The 15,992-nt window shown below is 74.5% G+C and carries 12 protein-coding genes and 1 pseudogene; 5 read left to right on the top strand and 8 right to left on the bottom strand.

All coding sequences use genetic code 11. The annotated features are described in order from the left end of the window. Nucleotides 1-32 precede the first annotated feature (32 nt). Entirely contained in the window at nucleotides 33-248 is a 216-nt protein-coding gene (locus ACQRUO_RS09285; protein WP_428315278.1) for an MbtH family protein, read from the bottom strand. A 129-nt stretch (nucleotides 249-377) separates the two neighbouring features. After that, on the bottom strand, nucleotides 378-1,697 hold the full coding sequence (locus ACQRUO_RS09280) for a Zn-dependent hydrolase (RefSeq protein WP_428315277.1): 1,320 nt from the start codon (nucleotides 1,695-1,697) through the stop codon (nucleotides 378-380). Between the two features lie 636 nt (nucleotides 1,698-2,333). On the opposite strand from ACQRUO_RS09280, the gene ACQRUO_RS09275 reads away from it, so the two are divergent. Both ACQRUO_RS09275 and ACQRUO_RS09270 read left to right on the top strand, forming a co-directional pair. Continuing rightward, nucleotides 2,334-3,392 (top strand): MupA/Atu3671 family FMN-dependent luciferase-like monooxygenase, encoded by a 1,059-nt coding sequence (locus tag ACQRUO_RS09275; RefSeq protein WP_428315276.1) that lies wholly within the window; start codon nucleotides 2,334-2,336, stop codon nucleotides 3,390-3,392. Between the two features lie 14 nt (nucleotides 3,393-3,406). Then, nucleotides 3,407-5,002: pseudogene (locus ACQRUO_RS09270) on the top strand (BTAD domain-containing putative transcriptional regulator); the annotation flags it as partial. 569 nt (nucleotides 5,003-5,571) lie between these two features. On the opposite strand, the gene ACQRUO_RS09265 reads toward ACQRUO_RS09270, so the two are convergent. After that, nucleotides 5,572-6,198 (bottom strand): TIGR00730 family Rossman fold protein, encoded by a 627-nt coding sequence (locus ACQRUO_RS09265; protein ID WP_428315275.1) that lies wholly within the window; start codon nucleotides 6,196-6,198, stop codon nucleotides 5,572-5,574. A gap of 186 nt (nucleotides 6,199-6,384) precedes the next feature. On the opposite strand from ACQRUO_RS09265, the gene ACQRUO_RS09260 reads away from it, so the two are divergent. Both ACQRUO_RS09260 and ACQRUO_RS09255 read left to right on the top strand, forming a co-directional pair. Next, nucleotides 6,385-6,891, top strand: coding sequence for a nucleoside deaminase (locus ACQRUO_RS09260; protein ID WP_428315274.1), 507 nt, complete (start codon nucleotides 6,385-6,387; stop codon nucleotides 6,889-6,891). A 22-nt stretch (nucleotides 6,892-6,913) separates the two neighbouring features. Beyond that, complete coding sequence (locus tag ACQRUO_RS09255) at nucleotides 6,914-8,008, top strand: Rieske 2Fe-2S domain-containing protein (RefSeq protein WP_428315273.1); 1,095 nt, start codon at nucleotides 6,914-6,916, stop codon at nucleotides 8,006-8,008. 60 nt (nucleotides 8,009-8,068) lie between these two features. On the opposite strand, the gene ACQRUO_RS09250 is transcribed toward ACQRUO_RS09255, so the two are convergent. From ACQRUO_RS09250 to ACQRUO_RS09235, 4 genes are all read right to left on the bottom strand, one after another. Continuing rightward, on the bottom strand, nucleotides 8,069-8,635 hold the full coding sequence (locus tag ACQRUO_RS09250) for a GNAT family N-acetyltransferase (RefSeq protein WP_428315272.1): 567 nt from the start codon (nucleotides 8,633-8,635) through the stop codon (nucleotides 8,069-8,071). Then, a complete protein-coding gene (locus ACQRUO_RS09245) occupies nucleotides 8,629-9,981 on the bottom strand; it encodes an ATP-grasp domain-containing protein (protein WP_428315271.1) in 1,353 nt (450 codons plus the stop codon). The genes ACQRUO_RS09250 and ACQRUO_RS09245 overlap by 7 nt, the downstream gene beginning before the upstream one ends. Before the next feature lie 97 nt (nucleotides 9,982-10,078). Then, nucleotides 10,079-10,399 (bottom strand): DUF2087 domain-containing protein, encoded by a 321-nt coding sequence (locus ACQRUO_RS09240; RefSeq protein WP_428315270.1) that lies wholly within the window; start codon nucleotides 10,397-10,399, stop codon nucleotides 10,079-10,081. 136 nt (nucleotides 10,400-10,535) lie between these two features. Further along, the gene (locus tag ACQRUO_RS09235) at nucleotides 10,536-11,030 is read right to left on the bottom strand and encodes an Lrp/AsnC family transcriptional regulator (RefSeq protein ID WP_428315269.1); all 495 of its coding nucleotides are present in this window, start codon (nucleotides 11,028-11,030) and stop codon (nucleotides 10,536-10,538) included. Nucleotides 11,031-11,216: 186 nt separating this feature from the next. On the opposite strand from ACQRUO_RS09235, the gene ACQRUO_RS09230 reads away from it, so the two are divergent. Then, nucleotides 11,217-12,914 carry a pyridoxal-dependent decarboxylase gene (locus ACQRUO_RS09230; protein WP_428315268.1) on the top strand — a complete coding sequence of 566 codons (1,698 nt, stop codon included), beginning with the start codon at nucleotides 11,217-11,219 and terminating at the stop codon, nucleotides 12,912-12,914. 39 nt (nucleotides 12,915-12,953) lie between these two features. Here ACQRUO_RS09230 and ACQRUO_RS09225 read toward each other — a convergent pair whose 3' ends face one another. Further along, nucleotides 12,954-15,965, bottom strand: a complete 3,012-nt coding sequence (locus ACQRUO_RS09225) for a DUF4132 domain-containing protein (RefSeq protein ID WP_428315267.1) — start codon at nucleotides 15,963-15,965, stop codon at nucleotides 12,954-12,956. Nucleotides 15,966-15,992 lie beyond the last annotated feature (27 nt).

The raw sequence follows: 15,992 nt of genomic DNA, 5'->3' as shown, positions 1-15,992 counted from the left end.
GGTCCGGGCCGGGGCCGCCGGTCCCCGCCCGGTCACCGGGCCTGCTCCGCCTGCTCCAGGTGCCGGCGCAGGCTCAGCGGGCGCATGTCGGTCCACACCCGGTCGATGTGCTGCAGGCACTCCTCCTTGGTGCCGCGGGTGCCCTCGGCCCGCCAGCCCTCCGGGAGTTGCTTGGTGTCGCGCCAGATCGAGTACTGTTCCTCCTCGTTGATGACGACCTGGTAGATGACGTCGCTGTTCTCGGCCATGGCCGGACCCCTGTTCTGGTACGGGTGGAAGTCGTGGTGCGGCTGTGGTGCGAGCCGACTTGTGGTGCCTGCCGGGTGGCATGGTGAGCCGGGCCGGGTGGCGGGCCGGCTGTCGTGGCGGTGCGGAGGTCAGAACTGCAGCGCGGTGCGGAGCAGCACGTCGGCCCCCGTCACCAGGTCCTCCGGCGCGGTGTACTCCTGCGGGGCGTGGCTGATCCCGCGCCGGCTCGGCACGAAGATCATCCCGACCGGCGCCAGGGCGGCGACGATCTGCGCGTCGTGGCCGGCGCCGCTGTACATCGGCAGGCAGGGCAGGGCGAGTTGCTCGGCGGCCGCGCGGATCGCCTCGCGCACCGGCGCCGCGGTGCTGACCGCGTCCGAGCGCATGGTGGTGCGCGCCTCGATCCGGGTGCCGCAGGACCGCGCGATCCGGTCGGCCTCGGCGCACAGCGCGGCCTCGGCCGCGCGCAGCCGGTCCATGTCGCCGTCGCGGATCTCGGCGGACATCGTGACCAGGCCGGGGACCACGTTGGTCTGGCCGGGCTGGACCTGCAGGATGCCCACCGTGCTGACCGCGCAGAGCTTCTCGTCCTTGGCGATGCCCTTGATCGCGAGGACCAGTTGGGCGGCCGTCACCAGCGCGTCGCAGCGCTGCTCCATCGGGGTGGTGCCGGCGTGCATCTGCTCGCCGTGCACCGTGAACTCGACCATGGTGCGGCCCACGATCCCGTCCACCACGCCGATCGGCACGTGGTTGGCCTCCAGCACCGGGCCCTGCTCGATGTGGATCTCCAGGTACACGCCGACCGAACCGGGTGCCCAGGCGGCCCGCGCCACCGCGTCGAGGTCGCCGCCGGCCCGGGCGAGCGGCTCGCGCAGCGAGCACCCCTGCCGGTCGACCGCCGCGGTGGGGTCGGTGAGCTGCCCGGTCAGCGCCAGCGAGCCCCAGAACGGGACCGGGAAGCGGGCGCCCTCCTCGTTGGCGAAGGCGACCACGACCGGCTCGTAGCGGGTCGGCACGTCGTGCTCGGTCAGGACCCGCAGCACTTCGAAGGCGGCCGCGACGCCGTACGCGCCGTCGAGCGCCCCGCCGCGCGGGACGGTGTCGATGTGCGAGCCCATCAGCAGCACGGGCCGCTCCGAGCCGGCTGCGCGCCGCCGGACCAGCAGGTTGCCGGCCTGGTCGACCTCGGCCAGCAGGCCCGCCTCGGCCGCCAGTTGCCGCAGGTACTGCCGGGCGGCGTCGTCCTCCGGGGTGAAGCCCAGGCGGGTGATGCCGCCGTCCGGGTCCCGCCCGTGGTCGCTGAGCCCGCGCAGTACCGCCAACATACGGGCCCCGTCGACGCGGATGTCGGCGTGGGCGGCCGCGGCCGGACCCAACGGGTCCACCGGGGCGTCCTGGTCGGAAGCATGGATCTGCGGCGGGCATTCCTCGGTGCGAGAGTCCAACGGGAGCTCCGATGACGGACGAACCATGCGGGCTCGCATGGTGGGGATGGAATCAGCCGCTGCCACTGCGGTCTTCGGACGTGCCGGTCGATGCTGCCAGGCTGCCGCGGTGTCGGGAGGGCAGGCTGCGCCGTGCCGACAATGCGGGGAAGTCGGGCAGGGATTTCTTGCCGGATATCCGGCCGGGGCAGGTATTCCGCCCCCGGCGCGGCCGCTGGCCGATCTGCGAAGTTCACGTACTGTGCTGAAAGCTTGACGAGATACGCTCATGTCACTTCGAGGCCGCACCAGCATGCCTCAAGCGGAATGCTGCGTCAACCGTCGTGGATCAAGCCCTGGTTGCCCATTCATGCCCGCTGTCCTGCAGGCCGTCGGCGTGCCGTGCTCGGCAGGTGTGGACCGGGGGGGTTGACGGCGTTCATCCGAGCTGATCTGCTGAGGCCCGAAAGGACGAGGCGGGTGTGCACTGTCGAGGCGATCGGGCCGGGCGTGAGACATCCCGCGGGATCCTCTCCGGAACCACCCGCTTTCCCCGTGCGGCAGCGGTGCGCCCCAACCGGGCGCTCCCGCAACCGGGTTCCGGCCCCCGGCGAATCACCAGTCCCTCGTCCCCTGTGCCCCGGACGGAGCGTACACATGCGATTCGGCATCATGTTCTTCGCCGCCTCTCCAGGGGGCGGCGCGGAGGAGACCTACCGCACCATGCTGGAAGCCGCCCGGCTGGCGGACGAAGGGGGGCTCGCCGCGGTCTGGACCCCGGAGCGGCACTTCGACGAGTTCGGCGGCGTCTTCCCCAATCCGGCGCTCACCAGCGCGGCCCTCGCCGCCGTGACCCGACGGATCCAGGTGCGCGCCGGCAGCCTCATCTCCCCGCTCCACCACACCGTCCGGATCGCCGAGGAGTGGTCGGTGGTGGACAACCTCTCCTCCGGGCGGGCCGCGGTCTCGTTCGGCTCGGGGTGGAACACCAACGACTTCGTGTTGCAGCCCGACGCCTACGAGAACCGCCACCGGACGATGGAGGAGCAGGTCGCGACCGTCCGACGGCTGTGGCGCGGCGAGCCGGTCGAACTGGTCAACGGCAGCGGGCGGCCGACCCAGGTGCGGCTGTACCCCAAGCCGGTGCAGCCGGAGTTGCCCGTCTGGTTCACCTCCTCGGGCAATCCGAAGACCTTCGCCGCCGCCGGCGCGGCCGGCGCCAACCTGCTGACCCACCTGATCGGCCAGGACCTGGGCGAACTGACCGAGAAGATCGCGCTCTACCGCGCGGCCCGGGCCGAGCACTGCCCCGACGCCGGCGAGGGGGTGGTCTCGTTGATGCTCCACACCCACCTGGACGCCGACGCCCAGGAGGCCGAACGTCGCTCCCGCGGACCGTTCCGGGAGTACCTGCGCTCGGCCGTGGTGCTGGAACGCAAGTCCGCGGTCGGCGGCGGCACGATCAGCGGCGGCCACACGCTCCCCGAGGAGGAGCTGCCCGCGGACCTCGTCGAGGACCTGCTGGACATCACGTACGAACGCTACCTGCACCACGGCTCGCTGATCGGCTCGCCCGGCAGTTGCGGGCCGATGGTGGAGCGGCTGACCCGGGCCGGTGCGGACGAGGTGGCCTGCCTGGTCGACTTCGGTCTGAGCAGCAGTCAACTCCTGGGCGGGATCAAACCCTTGATCGAACTCGCCGAGCTGTCCCGATGACCCGGAGCTGAGGGGTGGGCGTGCGCTTCCTGGTGCTCGGTCCACTCGCGATCGAAGATCCGCCGTGGTCCGCCGACAAGCTCCCGCCACGGCAGCGCACCGTCCTCGCCACCCTCCTGTCGCAGGCCGGCAAGGTCGTGCCGGTGGCGCAGCTGGTCGACGCCGTCTGGGACGGCCGCCCGCCCCGGACGGCCCGGAGCCAGATCCACATCTGCGTGTCGCGCCTGCGGCAGGGCTTCGCCGCCATCGGCCTGCCCGACGTGATCGTCACCCGGCCGCCCGGCTACGCGCTGCGGGTCGTGGCGGACCAGGTGGACCTGCACCTGTTCCGGTCGCGGGTGGCCGAGGGCCGGGCCGCGGTGCGGACCGGCGACCTCGCCGCGGGCGCCCGGCTGCTGCGCCGCGCCCTCGCGCTCTGGCGCGGCCGGGCCTTCGCGAACGTCGAGAGCGAGCGGGTGCGCTCCGCCGCGGTGTCGCTGGCGGAGGAGCGGCTCGCCGTCGTCGAGGAGTGCATCGACGTCGAGATCCGGCTCGGCCGGCACCGCGAACTGATCGGGGAGCTCACCGAGTTCACCGGCGAGCACCCGTTCCGCGAGCGGCTGCGCGCGCAGCTCATGCTCTGCCTCTACCGGGCCGGCCGGCAGGCGGCCGCCCTGGCGGCGTTCCAGGAGGCCCGGCGGCTGCTCAGCGACGAACTCGGCCTCGAGCCCGGCCGCGAGCTGCGGGAGTTGGAGGCCGCGATCCTGGGTGCGGACCCCGCCCTCGAATCGGTGACCAGCCCCGCGCCCTACGGTCGCGGCGGCCCGGCGCCCGCCCGCCCGGTCGCGGTCGGCCCATCGTCGGTCGTGCCGCGGCTGCTGCCCGCCGACATCGCGGACTTCACCGGCCGGACCGGGATCACCGCCCGGCTGCGCGGCCGGCTGGCCGGCGAGCGGGAGGGCCGCACCGGGCCGGACCGCCTCGCCCCACCGCTGGAGATCATCACCGGCAAGGGTGGCATCGGCAAGACGACGCTCGCGGTCCACCTCGCCCACCGGCTGGCCGACCGGTACCCGGACGGGCAGCTCTACGCCTCGCTGCGGGACGGCGCCGCCCGGCCGGTCGACCCCGCGCAGGTGCTGGAGGCGCTGCTGCGCGCCCTGGGGGTGACCGACCGGGAGCTGCCCGAGGCCCGCGAGGCCCGGGCGGCCCGCTACCGGGACATGCTGGCCGGCCGCCGGGTGCTGATTGTCCTCGACGACGCCGTCTGCGAGGACCAGGTGCTGCCGCTGCTGCCGGGGACGCCGTCCTGTGCGGTGCTGATCACCTGCCGCGCCCGGCTCGCCGGCCTCGCCGGGGCCCAGCAGTCGGTGCTCGGCGAGTTCGGCACCGAGGAGTCGGTGGCCCTGGTCGAACGGGTGCTGGGCCAGGACGCCCGGGCCCGCGACACGGCGCAGCTGCGGCTGCTGGCCGAGCTCTGCGGCGGCCTGCCGCTCGCCCTGCGGATCGCGGGGACCCGGCTCGCCGCCCGGCCGCACTGGAACCCGGCGCAGCTCACCTCCCGGCTCACCGACCGGACCCGGACCCTGGACGAGCTCACCTACGGCTCCCGGGGCGTGCGGGAGAGCATCGCGCTCAGTTACCGGGAGCTGCCCGGCGAGGCCCGCCGGCTGTTCCGGCTGCTCAGCGTCGTCGACGCGCCCGACGTCGGCAGCTGGGTCGCCGCGGCCCTGCTCGGCGTGGGGCTGGAGCAGGCCACGGACGTGCTCGGCGCGCTCACCGACGTGCACCTGGTGGAGGCCGAGTTCCGGGCGGGCGGCCCACCGCGCTACCGGGTGCACGACCTGATCCGGCTCTACGCGCGCGAGCAGCTGGACAGCGTCGAGTCGCCGGGCGAGCGCCGCGCGGCCTGGCACCGGACGGTGGGGGCGTGGCTCTTCCTGGCCGAGCAGGCGCACGCGCTGGGGGGCGGCGGCCCGGGCACCGTGACCGGCGGGGAGAGCGGGCGCTGGGTCTTCTCGCCGAGCGAGGTCGGCGCCATCGTGGGCGATCCGCTGGACTGGCTGGCGGGCGAGCAGTACGCCCTGGGCGCCCGGTTGCTGGGCACGGCGCAGCGCGGCGACCAGGTGGGGAACTGGCCGCCGGCCGAGGACCCGGTGACCGCCGGGGCCGCACCTGGGCCGCCCGGGCCGCCCCGGGGTCAGGCGCCGATCACCTCGTGGGTGCGGTCCCCGAGGAGTGCGGCGGTCTCCAGCGTGTCCAGGGCCTCCTTGGGGCTGGACGCGATCCACAGCGGCCCGCCGACCACCCGGTCCGCGTAGCCGCGACGGGGCAACTCCTCCAGCAGCCCGACCAGTTGGCTCCAGATGCCTTCGGTGTCCAGCAGCACGCAGGGCTTGCTGAGCAGCCCGAGGGTCTGCAGGGAGATCACGTCGAGCACCTCGTCGACGGTGCCGAACCCGCCGGGGAGCGCGAGGAAGGCGTCGGACGCGTCGAGCATGTAGCGCTTGCGGTCGAACATGTCGTCCGTGATCACGTGCCGCTGCGCGGGGGCCTGCTGGGCGCGCTCGCGCTCGTACAGGAACTTGGGGACCACCCCCGTGATGGGCGCGCCGGCCGCGGCGGCGGCCCGGGCCACGGCTCCCATGATCCCGGCGCCCCCGGCCCCGTAGAGCAGGTGGTGCCCGCGCAGGCCCAGTTCCGTGCCGGCCTCGGTGGCCGCCTCGACCGCGGCGGGCGAACCGCCGCTGCGCGCGCCGGCGAAGACGCAGACGGTCAGCGCTCGTCCGGTGCTGGCCGGACGGGCGGACGGGCGTGCGTTGATCATCGTGGCTCTCCTCACGGTCGACTGCCGACGGCCTGACCGATGCTGGCAACGCCCGCTATCCGCGCGGCTTCCGGCGACTATCCGGCCGCGATGGCGACCGGATGCCGGGCCGATAGAGCGCGCCTGGACCGTGGATCGAGGCAGTCGCCCTCCCGAGTCCGCGGGTCCACACAGAGAGATCAGCCGATGCCCCTCACGCAGCACCGCCTCACCCACGCCGAGCCGGCGCAGGAGCACGCCTGGATGGAGCAGGCCATCGGCCTCGCCGTGAGCAACGTCGGGGCCGGTGGCGGGCCGTTCGGCGCGGTCGTGGTGCGCGACGGCGCGGTCCTCGGGCAGAGCGGCAACCGCGTCACCGAGTCGTACGACCCCACCGCGCACGCCGAGATCATGGCGATCCGCGCCGCCTGCCGGAACATCGCCGACTTCCGCCTCGACGGCGCGCTGCTGGTGAGCTCCTGCGAGCCGTGCCCGATGTGCCTGACGGCGATCCTGTGGGCCCGGGTGGACCGGGTGCTGTTCTCCGCCGACCGCCATGACGCGGCCGCCGCCGGCTTCGACGACCTGGAGTTCTACCGGCTGCTGGAGCGTCCGCGCTCCACCTGGTCGATGCCGGTCACCCGGCTCGCCCACGACCGCTCGACCCAGCCCTTCGCCACCTGGACGGCCCACGCCGACCGGATCGACTACTGAGCCCGGACGGAGGACGCCTCCCATGTCTCCCCGCGCGAACCAGCTCGCCGACGACAGCGCGAGCCACGGCACGAACGACGCCCCCGCCGCCCGCCGGCTGCGCGGCCCGGCCCGCCAGGAGGACGCCGGGCACGACCCGATGACCGACTGGTGGCACCCGGTCGGCTGGGCGGCCGACCTCGGGGACGCCCCGCGGCGCACCGTGCTGCTGGGCCGCTCCCTGGTGCTCTGGCGCGACGGCGACCGGGTCCCGCGCTGCCTGCGCGACCTGTGCGTGCACCGCGGCACGGCGCTCTCGCTGGGCGAGGTCCACGACGGGCAGCTCACCTGCCCCTACCACGGCTGGCGCTTCGCCGGCACCGGGCGCTGCACCGCGATCCCGCAACTGCCCGCCGACCGGCCGATCCCGGCCGGCGCCGAGGTCCCCGCCTTCCGCTGCGAGGAGCGGCACGGCCTGCTCTGGGTCTGCCTGGGCGAGCCGCGGGCCGACATCCCCGACTTCCCCGAGTACGGCCGCCCCGGCTTCCGGCACGCCGCCTGCCCGCCGTACCGGTGGCGCACCAGTGCCGCCCGGATGGTGGAGAACTTCACCGACTTCGGGCACCTGGGCTGGCTGCACGACGGGCTGCTGGGCAGCCGGGACGACGTGGTCGTCCCCGAGCACACCGTCCAGCGGACGGGACACGAACTGCGCTACGGCATCACCATGAACGTCCCCGCCGCCGACGGCATCAATGACCTGGCCGACAAGACCGGCACCATGACCAACAGTTACCTGCTCTCCCTGCCGCACGCGATCCACCTGCGCAGCCACTACCCGGACTCGGGCCACAGCCGGGTGCTCTTCTTCGCCGCCCAGCCGGTCGACGAGCACACCTCGATCGGGTACTGCTACCAGTCCCGGGACTTCGACCTGGACGGGGACGACCGCCGGTACGTCGAGTTCCAGGAGGTGCTGGCCGAGCAGGACCGGGTGGTCGTCGAGAGCCAGCGCCCGGAGGAACTGCCCGCGGACCTGGCCGACGAACTGCACCTGCGCTTCGACCGCGTCGCCGTCGCCTACCGCAGGGCGCTGGCCGACCACCACCTGGTGGCGGGCACTCCGCCGCGGGCCTGACGCACCCGCCCGGCCGTGATCCCGCCCCGGTCGTGATCCCGCCCCGCCGCCCGGTGCCGGTCAGCGGAGCAGCGGGACCTCGCCCACCTCATGGACCCCGGCGGCCGGGGTCCGGCGCACCGGCATCTCCAGGACGGCGCCCGAGCGGTGGCCCTCGACCGTTCTGACCAGCCGGAACCCGTAGCCCAGGTAGTAGGCGTGCAGGCCCGGGTTGTCGCGCCAGGCGTTTGCGCGGACCAGCTCGGCGCCCGCCAGCGCCGCCCGCCACCGGGCCCAGTCGGCCAGCCGGGCGCCGATGCCCCGACCGGCGTACCGGCGATCGACCGTGAAGCGGCTGAAGTAGCGTGCCTTCGCGGTCAGTTCCGCGGGCGTCCAGAGCCGCGGGCTCCCGCTGGGCCGGTCGGTCAGGGTGGCGATGGGCTCGCCGCCGGGCTCCAGCATCGCCACCACGGTGGCGCCGCACTCGATCCAGCCCAGGGCGTGCGCGGCGTCCAGCGGCTCCGACCACTGCGGCGAGCCGTGCTCCCGGGCGATCCAGGCCGCGGCACCCGCGCGGAGGGCCGCCAGCCGGTCCAGGTCGGCCGGGACGGCCGCCCGGACGTGCAGCGGCGGCGGGGCGGTCAGCACGGCTCGAAGGCGAAGGCGGCGCGCAGCGCGTCCGTCAGCAGGCGCCCCTGCGAGTTGAGCGTCGCGCCGTCCGCCGAGGTCAGCGCGTGGCGGGTGACGAGGCGGGCGAGTGGCGCACCCGAGTGGACCACCGTGCCGGCGGCGGGCAGCTGCTGCAGCACGCAGTCGTCCGGCCCGCACTCCAGCAGCCCGAAGCCGGCGCCGCAGCGGTGCAGCCCGCCGTCCTTGAGCCGATGCAGGCCGCCGGTCGGCGCCGCGGCGACCCGGGCGGTGGGGCCGGTGTGCCGGAGCACCAGCTGGCAGCCGCCGACCGGGTCGAGGCGCGGCTCGGCGCGGGTGGTGTGGCCGTACCGCTCCAGGACGTGGCGCAGCGCGCTGGGCACCACCTGCTCCGCCAGTTCGAGCTCGCCGAGCAGCCAGCTGGAGCCCTGCATCCGGCAGTTGAGCTCCAGCAACACCGGGGTCGGCCCGGCGACGACGAAGTCCGCGCCGAACAGGCCCCGGTAGCCCAGCGCGGCCAGCTCCGCGCCGACCCGCGCCACCGTGTCACGGGCCCGGTCGAGGGCGAGCGGCGGCAGCGCGGCGGGTGCCTCGAAGTCGCAGCCGGAGTAGGCGCCGAACGGTGCGCCGAGGCCCTCAACGTGGGTCAGCTGGACGGACGGCCGCAGCACCGAGACGGTGCCGTCCCCGCTGACCAGCGCGTGCACGTTGATCGGAGTGCCCTCGGTGTACCGGCTGACCAGCCACCGCTCGGCGGGGGCGAGCCGGCGCAGGTCCTCCTCGCCGGTGACCAGGTGGGTGCCCCGACCGCTGGAGCCCTTGGGCGACTGCACGACGTAGACCTCGCCGAACCGGCGACGCAGCGCCCGGTGGTCGAGTTCCCCGACCACGGTGTCGTGCGGCGTCAGTGCCCCGAGTGAGCGGAACCACGCACGCTGGGCGATCTTGTCGGAGAGCACCGGGAGGACCGGGTCGGGCGCGGGCAGCAGCAGCCGGGCGCCGAGCCGCGCCAGCGCGTCCTGGGCGTGCGGGCGCAGGTTCATGTAGGGGAGCAGGCCGAGTTCGCGCCCGCGCCAGGCGTGGCGCTCGGGTTCGGGAAGCCGGTGCACCAGTTCGTCGAGCCAGCTGCCGCTGTTCGCCGCGGCCCGGACCCCGGTGACGGTCTCCAGCGCGTGGCACGTGACGCCGAACTCGTCCGCCCAGCCGGCGTCCGCGGCCTCGATGCCGAGGACGGTGGAGAGGCAGCCGGCCCGCAGCAGGGGCAGCAGGAAGAGCGGCCGGGCGCTGACGGAGAGCCCGGGCCGGGCCCGCAGTCGGTGGACCGCTTCGTCGTAGGAGATGATCACCACGCGATTATCGGGACGCCCGCGGCGCGCCCCGCGGACCCTGCGCCGCCGCGACGGCAACCCGCCCAGCGTGCGCGGGGTGGCGGCCGCCGGGCCGTCACTCGGCGGGATGAACGCCCGTCGTTGACGCACGGCGGTAGCTGCTGCCGTCGTTGCTCCGCGCCAGGCGGCCACCGGCGACCAGGTAGCGGCGCAGCGCCGGGAAGTCGTCGTGGACGGTGCGCAGCGCGTCGTTGACCTCCACCTCGCGGTACTCGCGCCCGGGGGCGAACAGGGTCTCGGCGAGGTGGTCGAGCAGTTGGTCGCGGCGGGCGGCCCTGCGCGGGATGGCGGTGAGCCGGCCCCGGTGGAAGAGGTCCGCGACCTGCCGGGAGCCGGTGTGCGGCTGTGGGCGGGAGTGGGCATCGGTCGCGGACATGGCGTCTCCTGGGCTCGACGGGCTTCGTCGGGCAGCGTCACACTCCGCCGCGGGGGCGGGCAACTGCTTTTCGGCCAGGCGCGGTTGGGCGATCACCGGCCGGGCGTGCGCGCCGGCGCCGGTGAGCCGCGCGGGTTCACCGGCCGGGTGGGGTGAGGTACTGGCGGCCGGCTATCTGCTCGAAGATCAGGTTGGTCCGGGTCTGCGCCACCGCCGGGTGGGTGGTCAGGTGGTCCACGACGAAGTCCCGCAGCGCCTCCGGGCCGGCGACACCGACGTGCAGCAGGTAGTCGTCGGAGCCCGCCATGTGGAAGACCGCCAGGACGCCGGGCAGGTCGGGGGCGGTGCTGCGGAAGCTCTCGTTCTGCTCGCGGGTGTGGGCGCGCAGCCGGACCGAGATCATCGCCTGCAGCGGCAGCCCGATCGCGGCGGGGTCGACCTCGGCCCGGAAGCCGCGGATGATCCCGCGCTCCTGGAGGGCGCGGGTGCGGGCCAGGCAGGTCGAGGGGGCGATGCCCACCGCCTCGGCGAGGGCGTTGTTGGGCAGCCGGGCGTTCTCGGCGAGGGCCCGGATGATCGCCCGGTCCACCTCGTCGATGGCGGCCCGGCGGGCCTGTGGATTGTTCGGCACGCTCCCCAGGATTCCCGCCGATCCCGTCGATGTGCAAGATGACGAGCCGATCATCCGAACATCCTTCAGTCGAGCTTCCGAAAAGCAGCGGAAAGTTCCATCCTTGCGGCGAGCGGCCCACCAGCTGCTCCTGCCGTGCCGCGCGCCGCGCGGGCCGGCCGCCCAGCGACCCCGGAGTCCGTGTCCATGAGCCCGACCGCCACCTTCGCCGCCGCGCCCGCCGTGGACTCCGCGCCCGCCGTGGACCCCGGGCCCGAGCTGGACGGCCGCGAGTTCGAGCTCCCCACCGCCGGGCTGGACGACGCCGAGCGGCTGCGCGCCCTGGACACGGTCGACGAGTACCTGACCCGCAAGCGCCGGCACCTGGTCGGCTACCAGGCCACCCAGGACATGCAGGGCACCGCGCTGGACCTGGCCCGGTTCATGCCGAACAACATCAACAACCTCGGCGACCCGTTCCAGAGCGGCGGCTACAAGCCCAACACCAAGGTCATCGAGTGCGCGGTGCTCGACTACTACGCGAAGCTGTGGCGCGCCAAGGGTCCGCACGACCCGGCCGACCCGGAGTCGTACTGGGGCTACATGCTCTCCATGGGCTCGACCGAGGGCAACATGTACGCGCTCTGGAACGCCCGGGACTACCTGAGCGGCAAGGCGCTGATCCAGCCGCCGACGGCCCCGTTCGACGCGCTGCGCTACGTCAAGGCCCGGCCCGACCGGAGCAACCCGAACGCGCACCGCCCGGTGGCCTTCTACTCCGAGGACACCCACTACTCCTTCGCCAAGGCGGTCCGGGTGCTGGGCGTGGAGACCTTCCACGCCGTCGGCCAGGAGCTGTACCCGGACGAGTGCCCGCTGCTCGACCCGGTCACCGGGCGCCGCGAGTGGCCCACCGAGGTGCCCTCCAGCCCCGGCCCCTCGGGCCTGTCCTGGGACGGGACGGGCGCGATAGACGTCGACGCGCTCGCGGTGCTGGTCGAGTTCTTCGCCGCGCACGGTCACCCGGTCTTCGTCAACCTCAACCTCGGCAGCACCTTCAAGGGCGCCCACGACGACGTCCGGGCGGTCTGCGAACGACTGCTGCCGATCTTCGAGGAGCACGGCCTGATCCAGCGCGAGGTGGTCTACGGCACCGACCCGGCCACCGGCGAGCCGCTGGTCGACCTGCGCCGCGGCTTCTGGATCCACGTGGACGGCGCCCTCGGCGCCGGCTACGCGCCGTTCATGCGGCTGGCCGCCCAGGACCCGGCCTACGGCTGGACCCCCGAGGTGGCGCTGCCGGAGTACGACTTCGGCCTCACGCTGCCCACCCGCGAGCACGGCGAGCTGGACCTGGTCTCCTCGATCGCGATGAGCGGCCACAAGTGGGCCGGCGCGCCCTGGCCGTGCGGCATCTACATGACGAAGGTCAAGTACCAGATCTCGCCGCCGTCCCAGCCGGACTACACGGGCGCGCCGGACACCACCTTCGCCGGCTCCCGCAACGGCTTCTCCCCGCTGGTCATCTGGGACCACCTGTCCCGGAACTCCTACCAGGACCAGGTGGACCGGATCCGCGGTGCCCAGGAGCTGGCCGACTACCTGGAGCGGCGCCTGCTGGCCATGGAGGCGGAGCTGGGCGTCGAACTCTGGCCGGCCCGCACCCCGGGCGCGGTCACCGTGCGGTTCCGCAAGCCGAGCCCCGAGCTGGTGGCGAAGTGGTCGCTCTCCTCCCAGGACGTGCTGATGGTCCCGGGCGAGGAGGCCAGCCGCCGCTCCTACGTGCACGTGTTCGTGATGCCCTCGGTCGACCGGGCGAAGCTGGACGCGCTGCTGGCGGAGCTGGCCGAGGACCCGGAGATCCTCGGCCGGCGCGGGGCCACGGCCGTGCCCGGCCAGCGCTGAACCGGGGAGTGCCGCCCGGCTGGCGCCGAACGCCCGCGGCTACGGTTCCTCGGCCGTGGCCTCCGCCAGGTCGGCGAGCAGTTCGGAGGCGGTGACCGGGTCCAGGTCGCCGAAGCGCAGCGGGTAGCGGTCGGCCGCGGCGGGCCGGTAGTCGCCCGGTGACCGGTCGAGCCAGACGGTCCGGAACAGCTGGTGGGCGGACTCGTCGAGGTTGCCGACCCAGAGGCCGTCCTCGAGCGCGATGACCAGGTGTACCCCGTCGCCGAGCGGCTTGGAGAACCAGCGCTCGATGCCGGCGTCCTGCGGGGCTCCGCGTTCCCAGCCGCGCTTGGTCAGGGCGAGCAGTCGGCCCACCGGGACGACGTGCTCCTCGAAGCGGCGCAGGCGGTGGTCGGTGGCCTCCTCGGGGGTCAGTCGGTGGACCGGGCGGCCGAGTTGGGGGAAGGGCTGGAGGATCTGGTAGTCGGCGACGAGCTCCGACCAGGCGGGCAGGGTCTCGCCCAGCAGTAGGGGGTGGGCGAGGCGGACGGTGGCGCCGTCGGGGAGGGTGAAGGCGTCGTCGTGGAGGTCGGCGAAGGTGCGGTCCTCGGCGACTCGGAAGGCCGTCGCGTCCTCGGTGCCCTCGGCGACCCAGACCAGGCGGCGCACCAGGTGGCCGAGCAGCGGGTGCCGGACGAACAGCTCGCGGAACTCACCCGCTGTCCATGACCGTTGGGCCACCATCGCGGCCTCCAGTCGGCGGATCTGGTCGGTGGCGATGGTGCGGACGTCTTTCTTCAGCCCGGCGAACCGCTTGCGTTCGGCCGGCGCGAGCTCCTGGTCGTCCCGCGCCCCGGGGGCCGGCAGGTCCTTGCGCCGCTTGCCGTCGCCGTCCAGCACGAAGGGTCGCAGCTGCTCGTCGAAGCCCACGGTGAACCGGCGCGGGCCGTAGTCGATCACCGTGGTGCCGGCCGCGTCCAGGCCCAGGTCCGGGACCAGCCGGTCGGCCAACTGCTCACCGCTCAGGCCCAGGCCGTCCGCGATCTCGGTGATCTTCTCCTGCGCCCGTTCCTTGAGCGCCTTGAACTTCACCCGCTGCGCCAGGCTGTTGAGGTGCAGCAGCGCGACGTCGGTGCCGATCCCGGCCAGCACGTCCAGCCCCTCCACCGCCCGGCGGTGCGCGCCCTCGCCGGGCCAGTCGCGCACGATCGGGGTGAGCCGGCGCACCGTCTCGTCGTTCCCGAGGAAGCCCAAGGCGTGCAGGATCCAGCTCTCCTTGGCGGGCAGGTCGGCCAGTCGCCACTCCTGGAACAGCTCCCAGGCGAACTCCGCCAGCGCCTCGTCCCGGCAGGCCTCCCGGACGACGGCGAGCCCGGGGTAGGGCGCGCCGGGCTTGGAGATCGCGAGCATGGTCAGCACGTGCCGCACGGCAGCCTCCGGCAGCGCCGTCCCCGAGCCGTTCAGCAGCAGCTGCGGCAGCGTGCCGGGCTGCACCCAGCCGGGCAGGGCGGGCAGCCTGCCGGGCAGGGTGGCCTCCAGCGGGTCGGTGGCCAGCAACTCGGCGACGAGCTCCGCGGCCTCGGCGCCGTAGCGGTCGGCCACGGCGGCCCGGAACTCCGTCGCGCCCACGTCGGCCGCGACCAGCCGCAGCGCCTGCTCGGCGGCCTGCCGGGCCGCTCCGACCGGGCCGACCGCGTCGGGCACCAGCAGCAGGCCGCCGTCGATCCCGTGCTCGCCGGCCTCCCAGCGGACCCGCGCCGCGTCGTCCGGCCGCAGGCCGGTGAGCACCCGCGGCTTGCGGGCGGTGCGCTTGCGGGTCCACGGCGGCGAGACCAGCAGCGGCGGCAGTTCCTCCGGCGGCGCCTCGGCGACCCGCGGCCGGGCGGGGTCGAGGGCGCGCAGCAGGTCGGCGGCGGCCTGGTCGAGGTGCGGCAGTAGCTCGGGCAGCACGGCCGGGTGGCGGGTCAGGTGGGTGGCGAGCAGCCGCCTGGCGGTGGGCGCGATCTTGCCGCCCCGGAGCGCGGCCGCGGCGAGCAGCCGGGTGGCTCGCACCGGGTAGCGCTCCATCGCGTCCTGGACGGCGGGCCGGACGCGCTTGTCGTCCAACCGGGCGAGCAGCACCTGAAGGGCGTCGTCGGTCGGGAACTCCACCAACGCCGCGGTGAAGATGCGCACCCGGTCGGAGTCGCGCGCGGCGACCGACCCCGCGACCGCCTCGGCGACCAGAGGGACGCAGCCCGCCCCGAGGGACTCGGTGAGGGTGGCGATCAGGTCCATCGACCAGTAGGGACGGTACTGGCTCGGAGCGACCCGGCTCACCTGCGCCGGGTCGTCCAGCGCGCGCAGCAGCAGGGGCCGCAGCGTGTAGTGGTCGTGGGCGCCGAGGCCGGGTTGGTCGAGCAGGCAGCCCTCGGCCCAGCCCGGGGTGCCCGGCGCCAGGTAGGCGGTGACGACCCGGAGGTGGGGTGTGGTGCGGTACTCCGCCAGCGCGGCGACGGCCTGCCGGTACGCCTCCTCGTCCGCGGCAGCCAGCAGCGCCCGCACCCGGTCCGTCGCCTGCGCCGTGAGGTGCGGCTGCGAGGACCCCAGCGGGGTGCAGAGCCGCAGTGGCCGGTACAGGGGGGAGACCCCGGGCCCGAAGCGCCCGGCGTCGATCCCGCACAGCTCGACCACCGCCCGGGCGGCGAAGGCCAAGCCGTGCCGCACCACCCAGGCATCGACGAACGGCGACTCGCTCCAGAGGCTGTGCCCCACGTACGGTGGCGCCAGGGCCGCCAGCACGGCGGCGCCGAGCGGATCCGCCGTGCCGGCCAGGTTGGCGCGCGCCAGGCGGACCAGCTCCGGGTCGGCCTGCGGATCGGTGAGGAGCGCCTCGACCACCTTCCGGTCCCGGGCGAGCCACTCCTCGGCCCGGTCGACCGCCGCCGGGTCGGCCGGTGGCACAACGCCCACCAGCCCGCCCCGCCGTGGCTGGACCAGGTCGTGCCAGGCGGCGGGCAGGACGAAGGTCTCCTCGTCCGGGGCCTGCCACGTCTCGGCCGACTCGTCCCCGACAAGCTTCCTGCGCGGCACGGCGGCCCCCTCCGGTTGATCAGTGCG

The sequence above is a fragment of the Kitasatospora sp. LaBMicrA B282 genome (assembly GCF_050325825.1).
Classification (GTDB): domain Bacteria; phylum Actinomycetota; class Actinomycetes; order Streptomycetales; family Streptomycetaceae; genus Kitasatospora.
Note: the sequence above shows the minus strand (reverse complement) of the source record. Positions and strands in the feature narration are given on the sequence as shown.

Excerpts from the sequence above, each read along its gene's own strand:
- ACQRUO_RS09265 (WP_428315275.1), bottom strand. The coding sequence starts at position 6,198 with ATGATCAACGCACGCCCGTCCGCCCGTCCGGCCAGCACCGGACGAGCG.
- ACQRUO_RS09285 (WP_428315278.1), bottom strand. The coding sequence starts at position 248 with ATGGCCGAGAACAGCGACGTCATCTACCAGGTCGTCATCAACGAGGAG.
- ACQRUO_RS09230 (WP_428315268.1), top strand. The coding sequence starts at position 11,217 with ATGAGCCCGACCGCCACCTTCGCCGCCGCGCCCGCCGTGGACTCCGCG.
- ACQRUO_RS09260 (WP_428315274.1), top strand. The coding sequence starts at position 6,385 with ATGCCCCTCACGCAGCACCGCCTCACCCACGCCGAGCCGGCGCAGGAG.
- ACQRUO_RS09275 (WP_428315276.1), top strand. The coding sequence starts at position 2,334 with ATGCGATTCGGCATCATGTTCTTCGCCGCCTCTCCAGGGGGCGGCGCG.
- ACQRUO_RS09255 (WP_428315273.1), top strand. The coding sequence starts at position 6,914 with ATGTCTCCCCGCGCGAACCAGCTCGCCGACGACAGCGCGAGCCACGGC.
- ACQRUO_RS09240 (WP_428315270.1), bottom strand. The coding sequence starts at position 10,399 with ATGTCCGCGACCGATGCCCACTCCCGCCCACAGCCGCACACCGGCTCC.